Origin of the sequence: Bradyrhizobium sp. 179, from assembly GCF_023073535.1 — a bacterium.
Taxonomy (GTDB): Bacteria; Pseudomonadota; Alphaproteobacteria; order Rhizobiales; family Xanthobacteraceae; genus Bradyrhizobium.
Genome location: NZ_JADPJR010000002.1, coordinates 1 through 25,060, shown reverse-complemented (window position 1 = coordinate 25,060; position 25,060 = coordinate 1). Strand labels below are relative to the sequence as shown.

General features: G+C 64.9%; 27 protein-coding genes, 2 tRNA genes and 1 pseudogene. 9 read left to right on the top strand and 21 right to left on the bottom strand.

Annotated features, from left to right (window positions below; genetic code table 11):
* The first annotated feature begins 8 nt into the window (after positions 1–8).
* The 3 genes from IVB12_RS00160 (at position 9) to IVB12_RS00150 (ending at position 2,603) form a co-directional block, all read left to right on the top strand.
* Positions 9–1,322 carry a tetratricopeptide repeat protein gene (locus tag IVB12_RS00160; RefSeq protein ID WP_247294468.1) on the top strand — a complete coding sequence of 438 codons (1,314 nt, stop codon included), beginning with the start codon at positions 9–11 and terminating at the stop codon, positions 1,320–1,322.
* Between the two features lie 196 nt (positions 1,323–1,518).
* Entirely contained in the window at positions 1,519–2,097 is a 579-nt protein-coding gene (locus IVB12_RS00155; protein ID WP_247281454.1) for a hypothetical protein, read from the top strand.
* Positions 2,098–2,282: 185 nt separating this feature from the next.
* Positions 2,283–2,603: a hypothetical protein gene (locus IVB12_RS00150; RefSeq protein ID WP_247294466.1), complete on the top strand. Its 321-nt coding sequence runs from the start codon at positions 2,283–2,285 to the stop codon at positions 2,601–2,603.
* 45 nt (positions 2,604–2,648) lie between these two features.
* On the opposite strand, the gene IVB12_RS00145 is transcribed toward IVB12_RS00150, so the two are convergent.
* From IVB12_RS00145 to IVB12_RS00060, 18 genes and pseudogenes are all read right to left on the bottom strand, one after another.
* A complete protein-coding gene (locus tag IVB12_RS00145; RefSeq protein ID WP_247294463.1) occupies positions 2,649–3,920 on the bottom strand; it encodes an NAD(P)/FAD-dependent oxidoreductase in 1,272 nt (423 codons plus the stop codon).
* Between the two features lie 8 nt (positions 3,921–3,928).
* Positions 3,929–4,639 (bottom strand): dihydrofolate reductase family protein, encoded by a 711-nt coding sequence (locus tag IVB12_RS00140; protein ID WP_247294461.1) that lies wholly within the window; start codon positions 4,637–4,639, stop codon positions 3,929–3,931.
* A 41-nt stretch (positions 4,640–4,680) separates the two neighbouring features.
* Positions 4,681–4,833 (bottom strand): annotated as a pseudogene (locus tag IVB12_RS00135) (FABP family protein); the annotation flags it as partial.
* A gap of 339 nt (positions 4,834–5,172) precedes the next feature.
* A complete protein-coding gene (locus IVB12_RS00130) occupies positions 5,173–5,952 on the bottom strand; it encodes a DUF2182 domain-containing protein (protein WP_247294459.1) in 780 nt (259 codons plus the stop codon).
* A 63-nt stretch (positions 5,953–6,015) separates the two neighbouring features.
* Positions 6,016–6,648 carry a DUF1326 domain-containing protein gene (locus IVB12_RS00125; RefSeq protein ID WP_247294455.1) on the bottom strand — a complete coding sequence of 211 codons (633 nt, stop codon included), beginning with the start codon at positions 6,646–6,648 and terminating at the stop codon, positions 6,016–6,018.
* 329 nt (positions 6,649–6,977) lie between these two features.
* On the bottom strand, positions 6,978–7,124 hold the full coding sequence (locus tag IVB12_RS00120; protein WP_247294452.1) for a hypothetical protein: 147 nt from the start codon (positions 7,122–7,124) through the stop codon (positions 6,978–6,980).
* A 171-nt stretch (positions 7,125–7,295) separates the two neighbouring features.
* Positions 7,296–7,371, bottom strand: a tRNA-Phe gene (locus IVB12_RS00115).
* Positions 7,372–7,553: 182 nt separating this feature from the next.
* Complete coding sequence (gene yacG, locus IVB12_RS00110) at positions 7,554–7,736, bottom strand: DNA gyrase inhibitor YacG (protein ID WP_247281461.1); 183 nt, start codon at positions 7,734–7,736, stop codon at positions 7,554–7,556.
* Positions 7,737–7,886: 150 nt separating this feature from the next.
* On the bottom strand, positions 7,887–8,516 hold the full coding sequence (locus IVB12_RS00105; RefSeq protein WP_247294449.1) for a Maf-like protein: 630 nt from the start codon (positions 8,514–8,516) through the stop codon (positions 7,887–7,889).
* Positions 8,517–8,671: 155 nt separating this feature from the next.
* The gene (locus IVB12_RS00100; RefSeq protein WP_247294447.1) at positions 8,672–9,139 is read right to left on the bottom strand and encodes a low molecular weight phosphatase family protein; all 468 of its coding nucleotides are present in this window, start codon (positions 9,137–9,139) and stop codon (positions 8,672–8,674) included.
* Positions 9,140–9,144: 5 nt separating this feature from the next.
* Entirely contained in the window at positions 9,145–9,642 is a 498-nt protein-coding gene (locus tag IVB12_RS00095; protein ID WP_247294445.1) for a UPF0262 family protein, read from the bottom strand.
* A complete protein-coding gene (hisD, locus tag IVB12_RS00090) occupies positions 9,639–10,934 on the bottom strand; it encodes a histidinol dehydrogenase (RefSeq protein WP_247294443.1) in 1,296 nt (431 codons plus the stop codon). Before hisD ends, IVB12_RS00095 begins: the two co-directional genes overlap by 4 nt.
* A gap of 167 nt (positions 10,935–11,101) precedes the next feature.
* On the bottom strand, positions 11,102–11,545 hold the full coding sequence (locus tag IVB12_RS00085) for a DUF2948 family protein (protein ID WP_247294442.1): 444 nt from the start codon (positions 11,543–11,545) through the stop codon (positions 11,102–11,104).
* A gap of 191 nt (positions 11,546–11,736) precedes the next feature.
* Positions 11,737–12,561, bottom strand: a complete 825-nt coding sequence (locus IVB12_RS00080; protein ID WP_247294440.1) for an alpha/beta hydrolase — start codon at positions 12,559–12,561, stop codon at positions 11,737–11,739.
* A gap of 19 nt (positions 12,562–12,580) precedes the next feature.
* Positions 12,581–13,090, bottom strand: a complete 510-nt coding sequence (locus tag IVB12_RS00075; protein ID WP_247294438.1) for a hypothetical protein — start codon at positions 13,088–13,090, stop codon at positions 12,581–12,583.
* A gap of 234 nt (positions 13,091–13,324) precedes the next feature.
* Complete coding sequence (locus tag IVB12_RS00070; protein ID WP_247281469.1) at positions 13,325–13,633, bottom strand: EthD family reductase; 309 nt, start codon at positions 13,631–13,633, stop codon at positions 13,325–13,327.
* 191 nt (positions 13,634–13,824) lie between these two features.
* Entirely contained in the window at positions 13,825–15,531 is a 1,707-nt protein-coding gene (locus tag IVB12_RS00065; RefSeq protein ID WP_247294591.1) for a cyclic nucleotide-binding domain-containing thioredoxin-disulfide reductase, read from the bottom strand.
* A 39-nt stretch (positions 15,532–15,570) separates the two neighbouring features.
* Entirely contained in the window at positions 15,571–15,753 is a 183-nt protein-coding gene (locus tag IVB12_RS00060) for a hypothetical protein (protein ID WP_247294434.1), read from the bottom strand.
* A 316-nt stretch (positions 15,754–16,069) separates the two neighbouring features.
* Between IVB12_RS00060 and IVB12_RS00055 the strand changes: the two genes are divergently transcribed.
* Positions 16,070–16,144: transfer RNA gene (locus IVB12_RS00055), tRNA-Thr, on the top strand.
* 1,254 nt (positions 16,145–17,398) lie between these two features.
* On the opposite strand, the gene IVB12_RS00050 is transcribed toward IVB12_RS00055, so the two are convergent.
* From IVB12_RS00050 to IVB12_RS00040, 3 genes are all read right to left on the bottom strand, one after another.
* Positions 17,399–17,875, bottom strand: a complete 477-nt coding sequence (locus IVB12_RS00050) for a cyclic nucleotide-binding domain-containing protein (RefSeq protein ID WP_247294590.1) — start codon at positions 17,873–17,875, stop codon at positions 17,399–17,401.
* Positions 17,876–18,608: 733 nt separating this feature from the next.
* Positions 18,609–19,241 (bottom strand): ferric reductase-like transmembrane domain-containing protein, encoded by a 633-nt coding sequence (locus IVB12_RS00045; RefSeq protein WP_247294432.1) that lies wholly within the window; start codon positions 19,239–19,241, stop codon positions 18,609–18,611.
* Positions 19,242–19,255: 14 nt separating this feature from the next.
* Positions 19,256–19,759, bottom strand: coding sequence for a Twin-arginine translocation pathway signal (locus IVB12_RS00040; RefSeq protein ID WP_247281471.1), 504 nt, complete (start codon positions 19,757–19,759; stop codon positions 19,256–19,258).
* Between the two features lie 246 nt (positions 19,760–20,005).
* On the opposite strand from IVB12_RS00040, the gene IVB12_RS00035 reads away from it, so the two are divergent.
* The 5 genes from IVB12_RS00035 (at position 20,006) to IVB12_RS00015 (ending at position 24,750) form a co-directional block, all read left to right on the top strand.
* Entirely contained in the window at positions 20,006–21,013 is a 1,008-nt protein-coding gene (locus IVB12_RS00035; RefSeq protein ID WP_247294430.1) for an LLM class flavin-dependent oxidoreductase, read from the top strand.
* Between the two features lie 273 nt (positions 21,014–21,286).
* Positions 21,287–22,582, top strand: a complete 1,296-nt coding sequence (locus IVB12_RS00030) for an O-acetylhomoserine aminocarboxypropyltransferase (protein WP_247294428.1) — start codon at positions 21,287–21,289, stop codon at positions 22,580–22,582.
* Between the two features lie 4 nt (positions 22,583–22,586).
* Positions 22,587–23,369: an alpha/beta hydrolase gene (locus IVB12_RS00025; RefSeq protein WP_247294425.1), complete on the top strand. Its 783-nt coding sequence runs from the start codon at positions 22,587–22,589 to the stop codon at positions 23,367–23,369.
* Between the two features lie 68 nt (positions 23,370–23,437).
* Positions 23,438–23,941, top strand: coding sequence for a DUF6496 domain-containing protein (locus IVB12_RS00020; RefSeq protein ID WP_247294423.1), 504 nt, complete (start codon positions 23,438–23,440; stop codon positions 23,939–23,941).
* 77 nt (positions 23,942–24,018) lie between these two features.
* Entirely contained in the window at positions 24,019–24,750 is a 732-nt protein-coding gene (locus IVB12_RS00015) for an SDR family NAD(P)-dependent oxidoreductase (RefSeq protein ID WP_247294421.1), read from the top strand.
* Positions 24,751–25,060: the final 310 nt, after the last annotated feature.

Here is a 25,060-nt window from a genome sequence, read left to right as displayed (position 1 = left end):
AGACGACCATGGCTCACGAAGACCGCTACGGCCTGCCGCTCTCCACCACATCCGATGCGGCAGCCTCCGCCTATCGCGACGGCGTCGACCTCATGCTCTCGGGGTGGACCGGCACGGCAGAGGCGCTGGAGCGCGCGATTGCGACTGACCCGGATTTCGCGCTGGCCCATATCGCCCGCGCCCGCGTGCACGCGTTCTACCAGCAGGGCGATCTCGCGCGCGGCAAGGCGGCGATCGCGCGCGAGCTCGTGGCCAAACGCGGCACCGAACGCGAGCGCTCCCATGTCGAGACGCTGGCGTTGGCGATCGCGGGACGGCTGCCCGAGGCGATCACGGCGACGCGCAAGCACGTCGAGACATGGCCGCGCGATGCATTGGTGCTGTCGCTGCCGCTCGGCGCGTTCGGTCTGTTCGCCTTCTCCGGCATGGCTGATCACGACCGCGCCCGGCATGAGCTCTGCGAGAGCGTCGCGCAGCACTATGGCGAAGATTGGTGGTTTCTCACCATGTATGGCTGGGCGATGACGGAGGATGGCGACGTCGCCCGCGGCCGCGACGTCACCGAGCGCGGCTTCGGACTGCGCCGGGCGAACGCCCATGCCGCGCATGCCGTGCTGCATGCGATGTTCGAGGACGGCTCGTTCGAGGCGGCCGATCGTCTCGTTGACGACTGGATCCCGTGTTACGACCGGGCCGGAATTTTGCACGGTCACATCCGCTGGCACCAGGCGCTCGGCGCGCTGGAGCACGGCGATGCAGCCCGGGCGCTGTCGATCTATGCCGACGTGCTCCAGCCGTCGGTGACGCAGGCGCCGCCGCTCAACGTCATCACCGACGCCGCATCGCTGTTGTGGCGCCTCTCGACCTACGGCCACACCGTACCGAAGGCGCTCTGGCTCGATGCCGATGCCACCGCGCAAGAGCTGTTTCCGAAGTCGAGCCTGCCGTTCGCCGACGTCCACATGGCCCTGCTCGCCGCCGCAACGCAGAATCACGAGGCGCTTGCCGCGCGCCTTGCGGTGATCGAACAGCGGCTCGCGGACGGCAAGCTGCCGGCCGGCCCGGTGGTGCCCGCGATCTGCCGCGCGCTTCTGGCCTTTGCGGATGAGGATTACACGGCGTGCGTGAAAACGCTCGCGCCGGTGCTGGCTGACGTCGTGCGCATCGGCGGCAGCCACGCCCAGCGCGAATTGATCGAGGACACCTACCTCGTCGCGCTGATGCGCAGCGGCGAGCTCTCCCGCGCCCGCGCCGTGCTCGACGCCCGCCTGCACCGCCGGCCATCCTTGCGCGATCGGCGTTGGCAGGCGGCGATGGGCTAGCTCTGCCACCAAAAAAACACTAGCCTGACGGCAAGTGCCGGCTGGGACAGGCTGGGCGATTTCGGCGAATCGCCGTTGGGATGACGCGGTGGTATTCCAGATGGGTTGGGCAAGGCACACGGGATCGCAGCCAATTTGCGGTTCGATGCTTATCGGACGGAGCTTTTCCCTGGTTCTCTGGCATATGAGCCTTCCGATGCGCCTCCGCCGACCGGTCCTCGGTGCCGCCCTCATTGCCCTGGCAAGCCCTTGCTTTGCCGAGTCTTCCGCTCCCATTCCCGTCAAAAATCCGCTCGAGCAGCAGAACGCCTTCATTGACCTGCTGGCGCTGATGTCGGGCAAGTGCAAGACGCTCAAAGTCGCCGGGCGCACCTATGCCTGCAAGACGATCGCCTACGCCCATGGCGACAAGGGCCGGGTCAATTTCGCGGTCGCGGTCGACGATCCCACCGACGCAAATCATGTGGTGTCGTTCTCGGGCGAGAACGGCAAGCGCGCCGACGACAATTCCTACGAGCTGCCGATCGACCGCATGCTGCTCAACTCCAAGGACCGTCCCAAGGTCGACGGCCTGCCGGTGCCGTCCGAGCAGACCTCCACCGGAATCTGCCGCCAGACCGGCAATTTCGCCGCCAGGAAGGTGAACGACGTCACCTGCTCCGCCACCGACAGCGAAGGCCGGCGCTACGAGCTCTTGTTCGTCTCCGACGGCACGCCGGTCAGCGTGCGCCGTATCCGGCAATCGGCGCCGTCGATTCAGGATCCGTTCAAGTAGCATCCTCTGTTCGCGGCGGCATGATGGCAGCGGCGCAACAACGCCTACCTTGCGACAATAAATCCGACGACACGCGTCATTCGCACGAACCGGACGTCAGACGCTGCGTCGTTTCGACGCCCGCTCTGGTGGGAACGCGTTGCATGCTCATCTGTTGTCACACGACATTCAACCGGAGTGATGACATGAAGTATCTCTTTGTCGCGATGGCCATCGGTGCTGCGGCGCTTGCCGGGGGATCTGCGGCGAACGCGGCCAATAATTCGAGCGCGAAGCAGAACGCGCAAGACAGCCGATCGACCGACATCAGCGCGCAGCACAGGCACCATTATCACGGCCATCGGCACCATCATCACTGGCGTCATCACCACCATGGCCATTATCGCCCCCATTACCGCAGCTACGGCTATTACCCGCGGCACCACGGCTATTATGGCGGCGGCCCGTACGGATATTACGGCGGTGGTCCCGGCGTAACGTTCAGCTTCGGCGGCGGTCGCTGGTAAGACGAAAAGGGCCCGCAAGGCCCGCAGAGATGCGGGCCTTCTTTCTTAGCTCCGCAAGATCATCCCTGCCGTCTCCAGGCCGCTCGTCAGCGCCGCTTCAACCGTGCCCATATCGCGGCCGCGGTAGAGCGCTTCGCCGGACAACAGCACCAAGCCGTCGGCGCGGGCGAGTATCGCTTGCGCCTCGCGCGTCCGCGGCGTCGCCCAGGAATAGGCGCCGCGGGCAAAGCGATCGTGCGCCCAATTGCTCGCGGCCGCCGCCACGAGATCGCGCGCGATGTCCTCGCGTGGCCGCTTGAAGATGGCGGCGAGCGAATCGAGCCCGGCCTCGATCAGTCCTTTCGAATCGAGATGCGACAGCGCCGCCGTCCGTGGACCGCCGAACCAGCCGGTGAGCAGGGGATGCTGGTCAGGATATCGCGTCCACCACACCGGAATCGCTTCGTCGGACAGCAGGAAGGTCATGTCGACGAGGTCGTCTTGTCGGTCGCGCCACCATGGCCGCGCGAAGCAAAGCAGGATCTTGATGACGTTGCCGAAGCCGATGTCGTCGGCGGCAGCAAGCCTCGCGCTTACGCTCGCCGGCAGCGCGATCTCGCGCAGCAGCGGCAGCGGCACGGTGAGGATCGCCCGGTCGCAGACAAGCCCATCGCCGCCGGCGCAGCGAATCGCTACGGCGCCGCCCTCTTCCACGATCGCCAACGCGGCGCAACCGAGCCGGATCGCAACGCCGCAGGCGCGGCACTCGGCCGCCAGAAAATCGATCAGTGCGGCATAGCCACCGTTGATGCGCGCCTGCGGAGCGTGACCGCCATCCATCCATTCCTCGCGCAACGCCAGCGTCGAAGCACGCTCGGGGTCTGCCGCGTCATAGCCCTCGACCATCCGCTCGATCGAATGGCGCAGCCGCGCATAGTCCTCCCCGGCAAAATGACGGCGCAGGAAATCGGCCACAGTCAGATCATTCTTCAAGTCCCGCAGCGCGGCTTGCAGCTCCGCCTCATGCGGATCGTGGCGGTCCTCACGCGAGAGGCTTGTGCCGTCAAAGCTCCATTGCGTCCCTTCGATCTCCTGAAGGAACAGCCCGGCTTCGCGCAGCAAAGCCCGCGTGACCGGCGCCTCGCCATGGACGAACTCGGCTCCGCCGTCGGCGGGATAGCCGAATTGCAATCCCGGCAGCGGATGGATGCGCCCGCCGCAGCGCTCGCGCGCCTCCAGGATGGTCACGCGTCTGCCCGCACGCGCCAGCTCCCGCGCTGCCATCAGGCCGGCGGCGCCGGCGCCGACGATGACGATGTGCTCCGATGATTCCGACATGCCGGCGCTTACTTGGCCACGGCCTGCGGGTCGTTCTGGATCAGATAGCGCAGCAGCAGGACCCCGCCGCCGAGCTCGCGCGTGCTCTCCAGCGTCATCGCCACGATGGGCGCACGCTTGTCGCTGTCCGCGGCCGCCGAGTCGAACACGAAGGGCGCGCCGCTCGCGCCATCCACCGCGGGGCTGAGGATCAGATTGAATTCGTCGATGAGACCCGCGCGCAGGAACGCGCCATTGGCGATACCTCCGCCCTCCACCAACAGACGCTTCACGCCGAGCTCACGGCTGAGAATGTCCAGCGTCAGCGCCAGATCGATCTCGGACTTGCCGGCGAAGACGTAGGACACACCCTCGCCGCGCAGCCCTGCGAGATGCGAATCCGGCACGCTTTCGGTTAGCACGACGACAATTGGATCCCCGCCGATGTCGGAGCGGCCCCAGCCGATCTTGCCCTGCGCATCGAGCACGACCCCAAAGCTTTTCGCATCGCGTCGTGCGAACCAGTTCTCGCGCGGAAATTTCTCGCTCGTCCCGGTCGGATACGGCTTGCCCTTGGCGAATTCCGAGCCAGTAACGCGGCCGATCACCCAGGCGTCGCCGCCGAGCTCGTCATGGATTTTCTCGAACCAATCCGTGCCCGCACCCTTCGGACGCCAGCGGCTGGGATGCGTGCGGCCATCCAGGCTGGCGTGCATCAGGCAGATGACATAAGGCTTCATGTGATTCTCCGGTCTCAGGCCGCCGATCCGCCAGCCTTGGCACGCTGCTCCGGCCCCTCCGCCTTCGGATTGACGCCGAGGCCCTTGTCCGCGTGCCAACTGCCGGCGAGACGGCGGAGCGGACCGAGATTGGCAAGGCCGTCGGGCGAAACGTCCTCGGGCTCGGTGAAGATGTCGGCGGGAGTAGGGAGCATGGGGGCCTCGCGGGATTGCGAGGAGCAGCAATAGCACGGAGGCGGGAACGCGGCTCGTGCTCAAGTCTCACAATTGCGAATGGACATAGGCGCCACGCGCAGACGGTTGTTGGAAGGACCTTGCCAAGGGAGCGAAGTGGAGCTGAGCCTCCTCACGGCCCGTCGCCACGACTTTGGTGGCGCCGCGGCCGCAAGCGCCGCGCGGGTGCTGTTCATAGCGCGAAGCCAGGTGAAGCAGCCTTAAGCTTTGGTTGGGGCAAAGCTCAATCCTTCTGACGACATCAGTTTGACCACGGAGGCGGCTGGAAGGCGATAGCATTGGTCATCGGTCCCGGCCTCTCACATCGCGCGCGCCAGAACGATCGTGCCGGACAGGATGAGGACCGCGCCCGCCGCATAACTCAATCGCCGGCCGAGCGGCAGCAGTTTCTCAGCGGCGACATAGAGCGCAATGCCGATGACCCAGGCCAGATTCATCGCGCCGCCGACGAACAGCAATGCCATCAGAAACCAGCAGCAGCCGACGCAATAGCTGCCGTGGCGAACTCCCATCCGGAATGCTCCGCGCGTGCCGGGCCGCCAATGCCGGCTGAGAAACAGCAGCGGGCTGTCGCAGTAGCGCAGGCAGGCATGTTTGAGCGGCGTGAACTGGTAGAGGCCTGCGGCCAGCAGAATGCTGCCGCCCAAGATTGCGCTGGTGCTGGCCATCGCCATCGACAGCAATCCCAAGCGTTCCAACGCCGATTGCGCCACGACCGCGACAACACTGAACCCCGCCCATGTCACGAGATAACCGGCGAGAAAGATCCAGGCGTCGATTGCGGCCCGGGATGCAGTCTCCTGCTTGCGCTTGACGGTCGCATACAAGAGAACGGTGGGTGCCGCGCTCGGCGCCATCATCGCGATCATCATCACCCACCACATCACGAACAGCAGCGCAGCGTAGAGTGGCGTCCACGGCATTGGCGCCATGTCCGGCATGGCGGCCATCATCTCGGTGTCCATGCCGGCGCCCCCGGCGAGATAGGCCCAGGCGAGCGCCGCCACCGTAGCGGTCCCGATCGCGACGATCAGCCGGTCGCGGTGAAGTAGGCGTTCCAGCATCACGCGCCCCCGCATGGATTTTTCCAGGATCGCGATGAGGCGCCGACACCGAGGCCTCGTCTCGATGTCAGCGCCGCATCATGCCGCAATGCCCTCGGGCGTTTGCACGACATGGGCGAGCGAGCTGTGCGTGCCCTGGGTCTCGAACGGGATCGCACCGGTCGAGCGGATGTTGGCGGACGCGACCTCGGCAGCCCTGTGCTCGAATCCCTCGGGCATCACCACCTGGATGCGATGCGGATCACCCGTCACCGGATTCCTGATCGGCTCGACGTCGGTCTCGAGCACGCCCGTGGCGATGAGTTTTGCGACGCGGCCGTCCTTGTCGAAGGAAAATTCGAAGGGGGCAAAAATCGGATCGTGGATCTTGGTGACGATGAGGCTGACAATCTGAAAAAACGTACCCTCGGCCGAATGCTTGCCTGAAAAGATATTGAACAACGCTTGGCGCTGTTCCGGCGCGGCGCGTTCGTCGATGATGGGCTGGATTGTCCCGTTGCCTTCATGCAGCGGGCCGGGGAAATCGACCGTGATCGCGAAGCAGAGACCGTCGAGCCTGGTTCCCTCGAAATGTCCTTTGGCGATCCGCATGCCGAACATTCCCTTGCAATAGCCCTTGGTGGGCGGCGCATTGAAATCGCAGGGGCAGCCAAACGCGCAGGTGCAATTCTTCATCCATTCGCCTTCGAGACGCCAGTCCGATGCAGCCATGGCACATCTCCCAATGTGAGCGAGGGACGCGGCAGCCGTAGACGAATTTGTTCAGCGTTATATCGAGGCGTTGCGAGAAGATGCGAGCGGGATCGAATCCGATCAGAAGGCCGGCATCGCGGGAAAGTCTGTGGCCAGCTGCCATTTACCGTCCTATGGCCAAGAGCATATCAGCTGCAGCCGGGCGCGTACAGCGAGCGGATGCGGCAGAGCAGCGGGCTCTTGGGACGTCGAACTGCCACCTTTCAGGCCATCTGCAGCGATGCTGGCTCAGTGCCGCATTGAAGTGACCCGGCGGAGATGGCGCTCATTTGCGCAACGCCGGCTTGCTAGAGGGTTTGGGCGTCGATGCCGATGCCGACGTTACCCGGCGCCGTGATGAGCGAGAAGACGGCCTGGCCGCCCAGGACCGAAAAGGGAGAGGTGTAGGTGATGCCAAGAGCAAGGGCGTCCCCATGCGCGTTGAGTCCGGTCACAACCGAGCCGCGCGCGCCATTGCTGGTGACGAAATTCTGCGCCGCTCCGGCGTTCGCCTGGAGGTGCAGGTAGACCGTCGCATATGCCCAGCCAGGAACGGCCAGCGCGCGCGTAACGCGTGCCGATCTTGGCCTTACTTAACTTCGTGCTTCAGCGCGAGAAAGCGTAGTTGGTGCCCAGGGGCGGAATCGAACCACCGACACTGCGATTTTCAGTCGCATGCTCTACCAACTGAGCTACCTGGGCGTGCTCCAAGAGAGGGGCCAAAGCCCATCGAGCGGGCGGTTTATAGTGGGCCGAGAGCGGCCTGTCCACCCGCCTTCGCCTGAAGGCTGCGCCGGGCGCGGCCCGGCTGTGCACAAGGTGGGGCAGTATCGCCGCGGCTGCGCGCGGCGTTCCTGAACTCAACAAATCATTGATATTGCTTTCTATTCTACGTCGTCTACCTCGTCGTCGCGGCCGGGGATGACGTAGGAGCCCTTCAGCCAGCGGTTCAGGTCGACGTCGCGGCAGCGCGAGGAGCAGAACGGGCGGGTCGCCTGCGACTGCGGCTTTCCGCAGATCGGGCAGGTCTTGAGGGGTTTGGCGGGCGTTTTGAGGTGATCGTTCATGGTGTCGGCGCTTACACGAGGTGAAGGAGTTCAACAGCCTGGCGGGAAAACGGGTTCCTCGGCGGCGCAGGCGTTCGCGCGGCGGGCCGGTGGGGCCATTCTACTGCGCATGGGGTTGTTTCGCGATTTTTGTCGACGGCGCTGTCGTGCTCACAGCGCGGTGGCGTTGAGCCAGCCGAAGCGGATCGGAAAGCCCTCGCCGCCGAGCAGGGTCGTGGTCTCGTACAGCGGCAGGCCGACCACGTTGGTGTAGGAGCCGACCATCTTGACCACGAACGAGCCGGCGATGCCCTGCACAGCATAGCCGCCGGCTTTGCCGCGCCATTCGCCCGAGCCGATATAGGCCTGGATGTCGTCTTCCGACAGGCGCTTGAAGCGGACGCGGGTCTCGACCAGGCGCTGACGAAAGGCCTCGCGCGGCGTGACGACGCAGATCGCGGTGTAGACGCGGTGGTTGCGGCCCGAGAGCAGCCGCAGGCACTGCGCGGCTTCGTCGACCAGGTTGGCCTTGGGCAAAATGCGGCGGCCGACCGCCACCACGGTGTCGGCAGAGAGGATGAAGGCGCCGCGCAGCTCATCATCCAGCTGCACCGATTTGAGCGCCGCATCGGCCTTGGCCCTCGCAAGGCGGTTGGCGCAGGCGCGCGGCAGCTCGCCCCGCTTCGGCGTCTCGTCGACGTCGGCCGGCCGGAGCGCGTCCGGCTCGATGCCGGCCTGATTGAGCAGCGCAAGGCGCCGCGGCGAACCGGAGGCAAGTACGAATTTGGGGCGGCCGAGCATCAGGTGATTTGGGGGATGAAGCGGGGTGAATTGCGCGCGGAACCTATCGGAAGGGGGCCGGTTTCACAACCCGGGAACCGGAGGTTTGGTGATTCGAGAGTTGCCAACACGCGTGTGCGTGCGCTCTGTGACGCGGGTGTTACGCACGCCGCATGCTATCCGCTCGCCGCACCCACCTTCGCGAACCGCCTGCGGATGCGCATCAAGAGCTGATCGCAAACCGCGCGATAGGCGGCGAGCTTCTGGTCACGGCTGCCTTCGATGGTGGTGGGATCCTGCGTCGGCCAGTATTCGACCTCGGCGGCGAGCGTGCGGGTCAGCTCCAGCGCCTTGTGGTGGGCCTCCGGCGACAATGTGATGATGAGGTCGAAGTTCAGGCCCTCCCAATCCTCCAGCTCCTCGAAGGTCTGCGGCTTGTGGGCAGAGATGTCCTGGCCGAGTTCGGCCATCACGGACACCGCAAATGGATCGAGGTCGCCCTTCCTGGCACCGGCCGACTTCACGTAGAGGCCCTGCGGAAACATGTGCTGCAACAGGCTCGCTGCCATCGGCGAGCGCACGCTGTTCATCGCGCAGGCGAACAGCACCGATTGCGGATCGCGTGCGCGTGGCGGCGCCGCCATCGCGCTTAGCCTTTCCAGTGCAGGACAGTAATGAGCGTGAACAGCCGGCGCGAGGTCTCGAAATCGACCCGCACCTTGCCCTTCAGCCGCTCCTGGAGCGTGCGCGATCCCTCGTCATGGATGCCGCGGCGGCCCATGTCGATGGCCTCGATCTTGTCCGGCGTCGCGGTCCGGATCGCCTGATAATAGCTGTCGCAGATCATGAAATAGTCCTTCACAATCCGTCGGAACGGCGTCAGCGAGAACAGATGCGCGACCACGGGCGTGCCGTCCTCGCGGCGGATGTCGAACATCAGGCGGTTGCCGGTGATGCCGATATGCAGCGTGAACGGGCCCTGCCCTTCCGCACCGTCGGGCGCGAACAAGTTCTGCTCAATCAGGTCGTAGATCGCGATCGCGCGCTCATGCTCAATGTCCGGCCCGGAACGGCCGATCGAGTCCTCGTCCAGCGTGACGCCGACGATGCGATTGGTCGAGTCGTCCTGTTCGGGCGGCCTTGTCATGACTGATTGAGGCGCAATCCAATCGAGCGCGAATGGGCGTCCAGCCCTTCCGCCTGTCCAAGCGTCATCGCGGCCGGACCTAGCGCACGCAGCTGATCCGGGCCGCATTTCAGGATCGAGGTGCGCTTGATGAAGTCGTGCACCGACAGGCCCGAGGAGAACCGCGCCGAGCGCGCTGTCGGCAGCACGTGGTTGGAGCCGCCGACATAATCGCCGATCGCCTCCGGCGTATGCGCACCGAGGAACACCGCACCTGCATTGCGGATCTTGGCGGCGAGCGCATCGGGATCGCTCGTCATGATCTCGAGATGCTCGGCGGCGATCTCGTCCGCGAGCGGGATGGCGCCAGCAATATCCTTCACCATGATGATGGCGCCGAAATCGGCCCACGAGGCGCCGGCGATCGCAGCGCGCGGCAGCGTCTTCAGCTGCGCCGCGACTGCCTCTTCGACCTCGGCGGCAAGCCGCGCGGAATCGGTGATCAGGATCGATTGCGCGCTGGCATCGTGCTCGGCCTGTGCCAACAGATCCGCGGCGATCCAGTCGGCATTGCCGGTGTCATCGGCGATCACCAGCACCTCGGACGGGCCGGCGATCATGTCGATGCCGACCTTGCCGAACACCAGCCGCTTTGCGGCGGCGACATAGGCGTTGCCGGGCCCGACGATCTTGGCGACCGGGGCGATCGTCGCGGTGCCGTGCGCGAGCGCGGCCACGGCCTGTGCGCCGCCAACCCGGTAGATCTCGGTGACGCCGCCGAGATGGGCTGCCGCCAGCACCAGCGGGTTGAGCTTGCCGTCGGGCGAGGGCACCACCATGACGAGGCGCGCAACGCCGGCGACCTTCGCGGGCACGGCGTTCATCAGCACCGAGGACGGATAGGCCGCGGTGCCGCCGGGCACATAGAGGCCGGCGGATTCGATTGCGGTGTAGCGCCAGCCGAGCTCGACGCCGAGCGGGTCGGTGAAACGTTCGTCCGTCGGAAGCTGGCGGCGGTGATAGATCTCGATGCGGTCACGCGCGAGCTTCAGCGCGTCCAGCGTCGCGGCATCACAGGCCTTTGTCGCGGCTTCGATCTCGGCGGCGGTGACGCGCAGGGAGGCGGCATCCAGCGTAAGCCGGTCGAATTTTTTCGTGGCCTCGAGCAGGGCCGCATCGCCCCGCTTGGCGACGTCGTCGACGATTGCGCGCGCGGCGGCCTCGACGTCCGCCGAGACCTCGCGTTTGGCGGCGAGGAAGGCCGCGAATCGCTGGTCAAAATCGGCGCTGCTGCGGTCGAGACGAACGGGCATTTTGGCTGGGCTTCTGGCTGGTCTTTGGGGCGGATTGGCTCACCCGACCCCTGCTCAATGGCGCGGCGGGGAAGCGGCGTCAACCCTTGGGCCGGGTCGTTTCCCTCCGCTGTCGTCCTGGCTTTCGCCAGAACGACAGCGGAATGCGTTGGCTTGGCATGCCATTCTCACCCCTCGATCCCCGGACCCGCCCCCAGCGCGTCCGTCCCGAGGTCGGTCAGCTCGCATTCCAGGCATTCGACGTCGAGGCGGATGGCGCCGCCCTGGGCGAACAGAAGCAGGGCACTGCCGCCGGGCTCCTCGCTGCGGCCACCCTGGGGGTGAAACTCGATGCCGACGAGGTCCAGCACCTTGTCCGGCGCGGCGAGGTCGATGTTGCGCGACTTGCAGGCAAGCACGCGGTCGAAGCGGAGCGCGGCGACCAGCCGGCGCGGCTCGGCCTCGCCTTCCAACGTCTGCTCCCAGTCCAGCCGGCTCATGCCGACGACAAGCCGCTTCTCGCTCTGCCGCCAGATGATGTCGGAGGCCTGGACACGGGCGTCCTGGACATGGGTCGAGATGACAGCGAGATCGTCGGCGTCAAGTGCGATCAGTTTGAGCTGGGGAGACATCGCCGACGCTTCTCCTTCAAGGGCGGACGGGACTCAACGCGCGCGAGCGCCGAAATTTCCGCGCCAAACTATCTGCGCAGCGGACTAGAGGCTATTGATATCCTCCATTTTCAGCATCTTACCTCTCCCGGGCGACGCGGATCATGGCGCGGTGACGAGCGATGGTGAGATCCGGCGGAGCACGCGAAGCTTCACTCCTTGAAGAACGCCAGGAGGTCCGCGTTGATGGTCTCGGCGTGCGTGGTCGGCATCCCGTGCGGGAAGCCTTTGTAGGTCTTGAGGATGCCGTTTTTCAGCAGCTTGGCCGACAGCGGTGCGGAATCGGCGTAAGGCACGATCTGGTCGTCGTCGCCGTGCATGACCAGCACCGGCACGTTGATCTTCTTCAGGTCCTCGGTGAAGTCGGTCTGCGAGAACGCGACGATGCCGTCGTAATGCGCTTTTGCGCCGCCCATCATGCCCTGGCGCCACCAGTTCTGGATCACCGCTTCCGACGGCTTTGCGCCGGGACGATTGTAGCCATAGAACGGGCCGGCGGGGAGGTCGCGATAGAATTGCGTGCGGCTGGCCGCGAGTTGCGCCTGGAGACCGTCGAACACGCTCTTCGGCAGGCCGCCGGGATTGGCCGCGGTCTGCACCATGAGCGGCGGCACCGCGGCCAGGAGCGCCGCTTTCGCGACGCGGCTCTCGCCGTGGCGCGCGATGTAGTGCACGACCTCGCCGCCACCGGTGGAGTGGCCGACATGGATGGCGTCCTTGAGGTCGAGATGCGCGGTCAGCGCGGCAAGGTCGTCGGCGTAATGATCCATGTCGTGGCCGTCGGCGACCTGCGCCGAGCGGCCGTGGCCGCGGCGGTCATGCGCGATGACGCGGTAGCCGTGCGAGACGAAGAACAACATCTGCGCGTCCCAGTCGTCGGCCGAGAGCGGCCAGCCATGGCTGAACACGATCGGCTGGCCCGAGCCCCAATCCTTGTAGAAGATCGCGACGCCGTCTTTGGTGGTGATGGTGGGCATTGCTAGGCTCCTTGAACGATCAGACAAACGCCATCGGCCTGAAGCGGCGCCAGGCGCCGATGGTGAGCAGCACGAAGAACACCAGCACGATGCCCTGTACCACCGCGAACACCGGACCCGAGGGCGGCGCCGGCGGCACGGCGGGCGCGAGCGCGGCGAGCGCCGGCACCTTCAGGAACGACTGGATGACCAGCACGAAGACGTTGAAATAGAGCGAGACCATCGCGGTCACGATATAGATCGGGCGCCAGGCGCCTGCGAGCTTCATGCCGTAGAGCGCGATGCAGGCGATCGCGAGCAGCAACAGCGAGATGATGCCGATGACGTGCGACGGCAGCAGCTTCTCGAAAGGAAACAGGAAGCCGGTCGCGCTGGTCAGGATAGTGAACAGCAGGAAGATCGCGGTGAGGCCCGGCATCGACTTCGAGCCGAGCAGGCCGAACATCACGACGAGGCCCGCGACGATGGCAATCAGGCTGATGACGGCATGGATCATCGTAAACGCAGACAGGCTCAACCCAAGCACCATGACGTCTCTCCTACGTGTCCAGCATTGAGGTCAGGCGATTGATATTACGGTCCTCATCGGATTGCCACATGCGATGGCGCCGCACATGCGCCCCGAGCCATGCGCCATCGTGCGAAAAGACAAACGCGTGCTCGGATTTTTTGCAGCGCTGTCACAAACGACAGCAGGTTTTCGACGAACTTGATTCATCTTCGAAGAGCGGCCCGCGATATGCGGGCCGCCCTTGCGCGTGGTTCACACTTCCTTGGTGTCGAAGATCAGCAGGTCGGCGCCGCCGCTGGCGAATTTCGGCACGTCGCCCGCTGCCGCTTTGCCTTCTGCGCTGCCGAATGCCGCCTGAATGGCGGCCACGCTGTCGAAGGTGAGAATGGCGACGAGGTGGACTCCGGAAGGACCAGCGGGAGAGCCGACCGGGCCGGTGCTGACCGCGTACTTCTTCAAGCCGGGCAGTTTCTTGGCGAGCGGGATGTGGGTCTCGGCATAATGCTTGTCGAAGGCCGCAGCATCCTTGGGCGTCTTGTAGAGCACGACGAGTTCAGCCATTTAGTCCTCCCTTGAACATATTGTGTTTAGACCCTCATGGTGAGGAGCGTGCGAAGCACGCGTCTCGAACCATGAGGGCCGGATCGTGGTTCGGGGCCTGAGACGCGCGCTTAGGCGCGCTCCTCAGGATGAGGGGATAGTCTGTAGCTGCCGACAAGATGGCAAGCTACATTCCCTTGTCTTCTGCTTGCCTAAAGCGCCGGTTTTGCGGCGTCGCCGAGATAGCCGTGCAGGGAGGCCACGACCTGCGCGCCTTCGCCGATGGCGCCGCCGACGCGCTTGACCGAGCCGGAGCGGACGTCGCCAACGGCAAAGACGCCGGGCACGGAGGTCTCGAGCGGCGCCACCAGCCGGCCCTGATTCTGCTCGGATTGCGCGACGGTCACGATGAAGCCGCCGCGGTCGAGCGTGACGCCGCAGCCGTCGAGCCAGTTGGTGGCGGGATCGGCGCCGACGAACAGAAAGAGATTGCGGATATCGGCAGAATCCTCGTCATCGGAAAGCCGGCTTTTCCAGCGGATGCGGCGCAGCAGCGAAGCCTCGTCGCCTTCGAGCGCGGTGATCTCGGTGTTGAATATCAATTCGATGTTCGGCGTCGCTTCGATGCGTTCGATCAGATAGCGCGACATGCTCGCGCCCAGGCCGCCGCCGCGGATGATCATCAACACCTTCTTCGCATGCCCCGACAGGAACACGGCGGCCTGGCCGGCCGAATTGCCGGCACCGACCAGCGCCACCTCCTCGCCGGCGCAGAGCCGCGCCTCGACAGGAGATGCCCAGTACCAGACGCCGCGTCCTTCGAACTTGTCGAGGTTCTCGATCTCGGGCCGGCGATAACGCGCGCCGCTCGCGACCACCACCGCGCGTGACCGCAATGTGTCGCCGCAATCCAGCGCCAGCGCGAACGTACCGGCGCTGCGCGAGCAGTCCAGCGACTTCACCGACATCGGGATCATGATTTCGGCGCCGAATTTCTGCGCCTGGGTGAAGGCGCGACCCGCAAGCGCCTGGCCCGAGATGCCGGTCGGAAAGCCCAGATAATTCTCGATGCGCGCGCTGGCGCCGGCCTGACCGCCGAAGGCGCGGGTGTCGAGCACGGCGACGGACAGCCCTTCGGACGCCGCGTAGACCGCCGTCGCAAGGCCTGCCGGTCCACAGCCGACGATTGCGACGTCGTAGATGCGGTCATCCTTCGCGCCGCCGATCATGCCGATGGCGCGGCCAAGCGCGGTTTCGCTGGGGTTGCGCAGCACGGTGCCGTCGGCGGTGACGACGAGCGGCCAATCCTCCGGCTCGGGCGAATAGCGCGCGATGATCTCGGCGGCGTCATGCTCGCTGTTGGGGTCGAGCAGATGATGCGGCTGGCCGTTGCGGGTGAGAAAGCCTTGCAGGCGCACCACGCCGGCGGAGTTCGACGGACCGATCAGCACGGGGCCGCCAATGCCGCCCTGGATCAGGCTCACCCGGCGCAGGATCAGCGCGCGCATGATGCGCTCGCCAAGCTCGGCTTCGGCCACCAGCAGCGCGCGCAGCCGGTCCGGGCGTACCAGCAGCACCTCGACATCGCCCTCGGCGCGTCCGTCGACCAGCGCCGGCCGTCCCGAGAGCTGGCCGAGCTCGGCGAGGAATTGCCCCGGCCCCTGATCGATCACGGGCGTGACATGGCCGAGCCCGTCGCGCTGGGCGATGACAACATGGCCAGACAGCACGACGAACATGCCGGGCCCGGGCTTGCCGGTCTCGAACAGGAACTCGCCGTCGGCATAGCTGCGGACCTCGCCGAAATGCCTGATACGCGCGATCTCGGCTGATGCCAGCGTCGGAAAGGTTTGCTCGGGACGGGTGAACCGCGACATCAGCGCGTCGCGGTCGGTTCGTTGCTGTCCGTCCTGCCCCATTGCCACTTCGATGCACTCCAAAATGTTAGCCGCCGGCCTTCAACTGCCGGTCTCGCCGGCGGTCCCCTTACCCAGGGAATCATCGTCGTTCTGCGAAGGCTCGGTCCCTGCGGCGCGTTCGCGCGCCTGCACCTTCCGCCGCTTCAGGTTTTCGCGCAGCGCCGATTTCAGCCGGTCCTGCCGGCGATCAGCGGCCCGCGTCTTGTCAGTCTCGTCGCTCATCGTGGCCCATCACGTTGTCGGCGGCAGGATGCCACCGAATGACGACATCTCAAGAGGTACAAGAGGCCGGCGCAACGAAGCCAGCGAGATTTGGTCGAATTCGAGGGCGGGACCAACTGGCCAGATGGCTGGGGCTCGCCGGCAGAAAAATCACCCCAAAATCGGTCATTTCGGGGCAATAAGGCCGCCTCGGTCGGGCAACCGCGCCGATTTTCTCGATTTGGCAGGGCCGGCAAGCTTGCACATGAGGGGGCCTTGTGGCATCCATCGCCCCGCTTGGCGGGCCTGGTGGCGGCCCGATTCTGTGCCAGCATCTGCTGCCGTAGCTCAGTGGTAGAGCACTCCCTTGGTAAGGGAGAGGTCGACAGTTCAATCCTGTCCGGCAGCACCAGTGTTCCACACATGACAAGGCATTCTCGTGGCTCGATGCGCCCGAGTTTTGCTCTATTCCGCGCCCCTCTTCGGTGAAGAGGGCGCAGGGAAGGCCGGGTGCCGGCTGGCACCCACGGTCCGCTGTGCGAAAGCACACGCAGAAAAACTGCACAGCGGCATACAGGTGAAGCCGAACACACGGCCTTCCCTGCGCAGTGGTTTGACGGCTTATGCCTGCTCTCCCCGGAGCCGAGTTCCTTCTGGCCTCCGTCACCTCGCGAATTGGCGATGCCGCGAGGCCCGGTTGAGCCTCAAAGCATCTCCGCAAGGCTTGACCGTAGCAACGACGGTCAGGACCACACGGTTTTGCCGTACGCAGCAATCCGGCTTCACCCAAAGGGCTTCGCCGGACACGGGCGCCGTCCGTCCGCACGCAGTCAAGGACCTCACGAGGTTCATCTCGCCCTGGCCTCGCCTAGGCATGCCCGACGCTGCCGCGTCCACCGCACCCCCGCCCACGTTTCGTGACGACGTACGATCGTCCCTCTCCTCGGGCCGGGATGGGTGGGAGAATGCCGCAATTCCGAATTTCGGTAAAGTGGAATATTTTTACGGCAGGGGATTGATGAGGTTTTGTATGGGGCGGGTGTTTTGCCCGACGGGTAAAAATTGCAGTGACCCGATATCAGCTTTGTTACGGCGGCTTTCCCTTGAACCTGTACGAGCGACCAACGAATAGACTTGCCAATAGCAATGCAACGATGCCGCCGAAGCCAACCCACGCGCCCCATGGACCGATGTTGCCATGCCGGGAAAGCCCGACCATACACATGCATACCAGTCCTGCCGTAACTCGCAGAATTTCCCAAACAACCCGCTTGCCACCACTTATCACGGACCTGAGCAGCGCTAAGACAACGAAGACCACTAGCCCCCCTGCGAGGAGATTAACTATTAACTTGGCCGTAAAAAGCTGGTCCATACTCTTAATCGGCTCGACAGTTTTGAGTGGCTTCTTGTTTCAATATCTCGCAATAGCGACGCACTTGAGGCGCAACCAATTCCTTCACGAGCGTAGCGCATGCGAGTTGTTTTACTCACAATCCGCTAGGCTGCTTTATGGCTCGCTGTTTAACGGAGCGTTAGTGAAGCACAGACCAAGTCGACGTCTGCTAGCTCGTAAGATGGCTAGAGCGAAGCGAAACCCATCGAGGCCTTGCCTCAGTGACGAAGCATGATGGGTTTCGCAAGCGCTGTACCCGTCTACGGACGGTCAATTGTCGTCACGCATCCGCTGTCCCATGAAGCGCTCGTCGGCACGGCGCAGCCGTCGGCACAATTCGCGATTGATGTTCTGCAGGACGATCACATAGGCGTGGATATCGGCCTTGTAGCAAGCGTAGAGCTTTTGGGCGGTCAACTCGTACAGCACCGTCGGCCCTTCCGCCATCACCGTGGCGGAGCGATTCTGCATTTCAATCAGCGTCATTTCACCAAAGAAATCACCAGGCTCCAGAGCGGAAATTGGGATGACGCTCCCCGAATTCGCCCGTTTGCGCACCGCCAGCCGACCGGATTTGACGATGAACATCGAGCGTCCCTGCTCGCCCTCCGCCACGACGGTTGCTCCGGCATCAAAGCGGCGCTCGACCAGCATCGAGATCAGGAGGTCGAGACTCGGTTTCGGGAGACCACCGAAGAACGGCGTGGCGAGCAGGAACGCCTTCAGATCAGGAGCGCTGACAGCCATCACGCAAGGATACGCCCCGTCGCCATCTGCGGCAAGCAGAGCAGCAGACATCGGCGCTGACGATGCCCGACGTGTTCGCAAGAAGAGGCCAACAAAATACGCGTAGGATGGCTAGCGCGATCTGTCCGCCGTAGCTCAGGCAGTGAAAACGGTAGCGAAATCCACCAAACCCGTTCGGCGGCGAAACGTGGCGGATTTCGCAAGTGCTCTACTCATCCTACGCTTGCCGCCACGCAACACTCCCGCCGCGCACCGTTCGCTTTTTCCAGTGGCGCAACCCGGATGGAGTGCAAGCGTAATCCGGGGCCATTAGCCGCGGACGCAATCCGTTTGACCCTCAAATTCATGGTGATAATGTCGTAATCTGCCGTCTGTCCGGGAGGACACAATGGGATGGTTTGACCGGCTGTTTGGAAGGACGTCGGCGCCTACGACCCCACTCTTTGCGAGATTTAGGCGGAAATCACGGGCACCGACTGATCCCGATCTTCTGAAGATTGCCAAAGACCGAAAAGGGCATATTTCGCGGAGAGCCGTGAGAGATGAATATAATCGGCTGCTTCTGGAGAAGTACGCGCACGACAAATCGTGATCTCTGATCACGTCCAGCTCGTGCGATCGGGAGAGCGATTTGTCCGCCGTAGCGCAGAGAGCCAAGGCGGCAGCGAAGCCCGTCGAGGCTTGCCGATGACGAAGCACGATGGGTTTCGCAAGTGCCCTACCCATCCGACGCCTACTGCCGCGCAATGCCCTCTCCGCGCAGCCTCCGCTTTCTCCAAACCAGATCAGCCATCACTTTGATGGCCGCCCCGAGAACGAGCGCACAAAGCACAACCTTCGAGATCGTCTCCATCGTCCCCTCGATCAGCAGGCAATGGGCCACGCTGGCTGCGACGATGACGATCGCGAGGGGAATATGGACGATGCGCCAGGTTCGCAGCCGCAATCCCAGCCGCCGCCGCAAGAGAGCCAGAAGCGCGACAGCGAAGATGGCCCACATGGCGACCACGCCAAAGGGCGAGAATGGCGTCGGCGATGAGAAGGTAAGGGCGTCGATCATGTCGGGCGGACTGGTGATCCAGAGGCCGGCGACATGGATCACCACCGCAAAGGCCAGCGCGCCGCCGATCCAATGATGGGCACGCCGTCCGCGATAAGCCGACAGCCCCGGCAAATATCCGCCGATCAATAGGGGCTGAACGAGCACAAGACCGAGGGCGACGATCCCTGCGAAGCCGGCGAGGATGTAGACCGGACCGCGCCAAGCGAGCAGGTCGCTTCCTGCTGCGGCGGCGATCGGCACGCAAATGGCCAAGGCAAGGGCGACCCAGATCAGGATCGCCCGGGCCGATTCCCATCCCTTCATTTGCAATTCGCGGCTCAAGCCGGCTGCAGGACGAAGTGCGCCTCGAGGCTGGTTTCCTTTGCGCTCCGCATCACCGGACGCAGAAAGACGGTTTTGAACTCGCCGCTGTCATAGGCGAGGTGGCCATGCGGCTGGCCGAAGATGGGAATGATCTGCGGCATCTCGAGCCGGAACTTGCCGTCCTTGTCGGTGAGCGTGGCGCCATGACTCTGCGGCTCGTGCTCCTGCCCCTCGACGGTGTGCGCCCAGATCTGGATGCGCTGCCCGGCGAGCGGAGCCCCGTCGCCGGCGCGGCGCACGGTACCGCTCATCCAGAAGCCACCCTTTCCGATCCGCTCCACGATCGCCGCGCCCTTGCGATAGTTGTTCGCCCCGCCCGACATCGACTCGGTCGGCGCGAGACCTTCGGCACGGGCGGGCAACAGCAGCCCGGAAACTCCGCTCGCCAAAACCCCGGTTGCGAGCACCGAGCCGCCAGCGGCGAGGAGGTTGCGGCGGTTGAGTACGACCGTGGTCATGTCAGTTCCTCCTGGCAACCGAGCAGTACTCCGGCAAGCTACAACAACAGGCGCAAAACGCCCAGTTGAGACGAAGGGCGCGATAGATCGCAATAACAGTGTTGTGAACGGGCGGCGCGGGCTGCAGCGCGAAGGATGCGCTGCTCCGTCAAGATCAAAGTCGCGCGACAAGTTCGAGCAGCATTCCCACCCCTGGGCCCCTATATGTGAGGCCCCGCGCACACGCGCCCTTCACGGGTACCACACATGATCCCCTTCTCCGTGCTCGACCTCGCGCCCATCCGCCAAGGTGGCGACGCCGCGCAGGCGTTTCGCAATTCGCTCGATCTCGCCCGGCATGCGGAGGCCTGGGGCTACAAGCGGTTCTGGCTGGCCGAGCATCACAACATGACGGGGATCGCAAGCGCGGCGACGTCAGTGGTGATCGCCCATATCGCGGGGGGAACGAAAACCATCCGCGTCGGGTCCGGCGGGATCATGCTGCCGAACCATTCGCCGCTGGTCATCGCCGAGCAGTTCGGCACGTTGGAATCGCTCTTTCCCGGACGGATCGATCTCGGCCTCGGGCGGGCGCCGGGCACCGACCAGTTCACAGCAAAGGCGCTGCGGCGCGACCTTGCCACGGCTGCGGAGAACTTTCCGCATGACGTGCTGGAATTGCAGGCGCTGCTCGGCGATGTGCAACGGAACCAGGCGATCCGCGCGGTGCCGGGCATGGGCACGAAGGTGCCGCTGTGGATCCTGGGATCGAGCACCTTTGGCGCGCAGCTTGCGGCGATGCTGGGCTTGCCTTTCGCGTTCGCCTCGCATTTCGCGCCGCAGATGATGATGCCGGCGCTGCGCGAATATCGCGCGCGCTTCGAGCCCTCGGCGCAACTCGACAAGCCTTATGCGATGATTGGTGTCAACGTGTTTGCCGCCGATAGCGACGCCGAGGCGCAGCGCATGTTCTCATCGCTGCAGCAGCAGTTCATCAATCTGCGCCGGGGCACGCCGGGCCCGCTGCCGCCGCCGGTCGACGACATGGATGTGCTGTGGTCACCGGCGGAGAAGGCCGGTGTCGGCCAGGCGCTGTCCTGCTCCGCGGTCGGCTCGCCCAGAATCGTGGAGGAGAAGCTGAAGGCACTGATCGCCGAGACCGGCGCGGACGAGCTGATGACGACGGGCCAGATCTACGATCACGCCGCCCGGCTGCGCTCGTTCGAGATTGCGGCCGAGGTGCGGGATCGGCTGGCGGGGCAGAAGGGAGCGTGAGCGCGTTGGGCCTTGATGTGCTGGAGGCTGACCGTGAGCTGGCCGAACGCGAACTGCATCATCGCCATCCTCGCCGCGATGCGGCGCAGGACGCGCGGAATCGTCGCGGCCAACGAGAAGAGGTTCGAAGCTACCAGACGCGGAGATCTTGCTGCGCGAGGCCGGGTTTATCGCGCAGGCGATCCGGTCTTAGAGGCGCTGTCAATGGGCTGACGCAGCGCTTCTTTTTGTGGCACAAGGGCGGCCTCCGCCGATCGACCAACGAGGCCACGCATGCCCGCGCCAAAGCCGCCTGCCTTCGAGACCCTGAGCCTGCATGCGGGCCAGCATCCGGATCCCGTAACCGGCGCCCGCGCCGTGCCGATCTACCAGACCACGTCCTATGTGTTCCAGGATTCCGATCACGCCGCCGCGCTGTTCAACCTGGAGCGTGCCGGCCACATCTATACGCGCATCTCCAATCCGACCACCGGTGTGCTGGAGGAGCGGCTCGCGGCGCTCGAAGGCGGTGTCGGTGCGATCTGCACCGCCAGCGGCATGGCCGCGCTGCATCTGGCGATCGCGACACTTTTGAACGCCGGCGACCACATCGTGGCATCGAGCTCACTCTATGGCGGCACCATCAACCTGCTGGCGCATACGCTGCCGCGCTTCGGCATCACCACCAGTTTCGTCAAGCCGCGCGATCTCGACGCGTTCCGCGCCGCGATCGGGCCGACCACGAAGCTCGTGATCGGCGAGACCATCGGCAATCCCGGGCTGGAAGTGCTCGACATTCCCAAGGTCGCGGCGATCGCGCATGAGGCAAAAATTCCGCTGCTGATCGACAACACCTTCGCCACGCCCTATCTCAGCCGCCCCATCGAGCTCGGCGCCGATATCGTCATGCATTCGGCGACCAAATGGATCGGCGGCCACGGCATCGCGATCGGCGGCGCCATCGTCGACGGCGGCCGCTTCGACTGGCGCGGCTCCGGCAAGTTCGGCGTACTGACCGAGCCCTATGGCGGCTATCACGGCATCGTCTTCGACGAGCAGTTCGGCACCGCGGCCTTCATCATGCGCGCGCGCACCGAGGGCCTGCGCGACTTCGGCGCATGCCTGTCGCCGACCAACGCGTTCCAGCTGCTTCAGGGCATCGAGACGCTGGGCGTGCGCATGGACCGGCATATGCAGAACACGCACCTCGTGCTGGACGCGCTGAAAGCCAACAAGGCCGTCGATTGGGTGCTGCATCCCTCGCTGGAGAACCACCCGGACTTTCAGCTCGCAAGGGCGCTGCTGCCGCGCGGTGCCGGCTCCATCGTCTCCTTCGGCATCAAGGGCGGCCGGCCCGCCGGGCGCAAGTTCATCGAATCGCTGCGCATGATCAGCCATCTCGCCAATGTCGGCGATGCCAAGACCTTGGTGATCCACCCCGCCTCGACCACACATCAGCAGATGGATGCCGAGCAGCTCAAGGCCGCCGGAATCGGCGAGGAGCTGGTGCGGCTCTCGGTCGGCATCGAGACGGCAAGCGACATCATCGACGATCTCAACCAAGCGCTGCGCATCTCGCAAAAGGTCTGACGCCATGAAGGTTTCCGTCAACGGTACCGATGTGTTTGTCACAACCGGCGGCCGCGACTTCGACAAGTCGCTGCCGACGGTCGCCTTCATTCACGGCGCCGGCTTCGATCATTCGACCTGGGGGCTGCACACGCGCTGGTTCGCCCATCACGGCTTTTCGGTGCTGGCGCCAGACCTGCCCGGCCACGGGCGCTCGGCCGGGCCGTCGCTGTCGACCATCGCCGAGATGGCCGACTGGACCGCGGCGCTGCTGGATGCGGCCGGCGCCGCGAAGGCCCACCTGATCGGCCATTCCATGGGCTCGTTGATCTCGCTGGAGGCGGCGGCGCGGCATCCGGACAAGGTTTCTGCGCTGAGCCTGATCGGCACCGCCGCGACCATGACCGTCGGCCCGGATCTGCTCAAAGCCGCAGAAGCCAATGACCAGGACGCCGTCGACATGGTCTCGATCTGGGGTCTCGGCTTCAAGGCCGAGCTCGGCGGGAGCCTCGCGCCGGGCCTTTGGATGCATGGCGGCGCGCAGGCCGTGTTGAAGCATTGCGAGCCGGGCGTGCTGTTCAGGGATCTGTCGGCCTGCAATGCCTATGCGAATGCACTTGCCGCGGCTGCGAGCGTGAGGGTCCCGACCACGCTGATTCTCGGCGAGCGAGACATGATGACCCCCGCGAAAGCCGGCAAGGCGCTGGCGGCGGCGATCCCGCATGCGAAGACTGTCATCGTGCCGGGCGCGGGGCACATGATCATGGCCGAGCGCCCCGACGAACTGCTGGCGGCGCTGAGGAACTGAAAAGGATCAATCGTCCGGGTTATGCGTTGCGGTGAGACATCCCTGTCATCTCGAAGGGAACTCGACCCATGCCAAGACAGGAAATCATTCGCAAAGCGAAGCAGGACAAGCGCGCCGGCAAATCTGCGAGCACGCAGGCCGGCGAATTCGTCAAGGACGAGATCGACAAGATTCGTAAAGGCAAGCACGGCGCGCGCTCGACAAAGCAAGCCATTGCCATCGGCCTTTCCGAGGCACGCCGCGCCGGCGTCGATCTGCCGCCGCCGCGCAAGGGGCGCACCAAGAAATCGACGCGCCGCAGCGCCAAATATGCCTATGAGGTCGGCCAGGGCAAGCGCACCCCGAAGCGCCGGCCGCGCGTGCCGCGCGCCGTGGAAAATGTCCTGAAGAAGGAGCCGCGCTCGACGGCGTCGCGCAGCGCGTTGTCAAAACAGGCCAAGAGCGCCGCGAGCCGGCGAACCGCGGCGTCACGTTCGGCCGCTGCGCGGAAAGCGAGCCGCACCAAAGGCGCCAAGACCCGCTCCGCCGCCGCCAAGAAGGCGGCGCGCACCAGGGCGCGCCGGCGGCGCTAATTCATGTAGCGGCCTTTTGACTTGAACGGCAGTGGCTGACGCCCGACGATCCCGCTGTGATCGGATCGGAGTTTCTCATGTCAGACAGTCTGAAGGGGCGCACGGCGCTCGTCACCGGCGGCTCGCGCGGAATTGGCGCGGCCGTCTGTCGCGCGCTGGCCGAAGCCGGTGCCGCCGTAGCGATCAACTGCCGCGAGCAGATCGGTCAGGCCGAGCAGCTGGCAGGCGAAATCGGCGAGCACGGCGGCCGCGCCATCGTCGCCGCAGCCGACGTCTCGCAGCGCGAGGCCGTGGCCGGCATGGTCGAGCGCGTCACGGCCGGACTCGGACCGATCGACATCCTCGTCAACAATGCGGGCATCGCGATCACGCGCGGCATCGATGATCTCAGCGAAGAGGATTTCGACCGGACCATCCTGGTCAATCTGAAATCCGTGTTCCTGTGCACGCAGGCCGTGCTGCCGTCGATGCGCTCCCGGACGTGGGGCCGCATCGTCAACGTCTCCTCTGGGGCTGCGCGCGGTGCCGGCTCGATAGGGCCGCACTACAACGCGTCCAAGGCCGGCATGGAGGGCCTCACGCGGGGTTATGCCGCGCGGCTGGTGAAGGAAGGCATCACCGTTAACGCGGTGGCGCCATCGCTGATCGAGACCGACATGATGAGCGGACAGCAACAGCTCGTCAGCCGCATCCCGCTCGGCCGCTTCGGCACGGCGGAGGAGGTGGCGAAGGCGGTGATGCTGCTGGTCGACAATGCCTACATGACGGGTCAGACCATCGCGCTGAGCGGCGGCATGGCGTTTAATTGAGGTGAGCCGCCGCCGCGGACTCGTTCTTCCCTTCTCCCCTTGTGGGAGAAGGTGGCCTTCGGCCGCCGTTCTCAAGAACGCCGAAGCGAAGCTTCGGCTATGGCGCCGGATAAGGGGTCTCTGTCCGCGAGATCAGCTGTGAGACGGGCGCTCGCGGAGAGATACCCCTCACCCGTCTCGCCGCTATCGCGGCGAGCCACCCTCTCCCACAAGGGGCTACGGGATGCCCGAAAGTGATTCCCAGCGATTTCTGGATGTGATTCAAAGCTTTGACCGGTGCGGTAGGAGCTTTGAATGTCATTCGGCGATA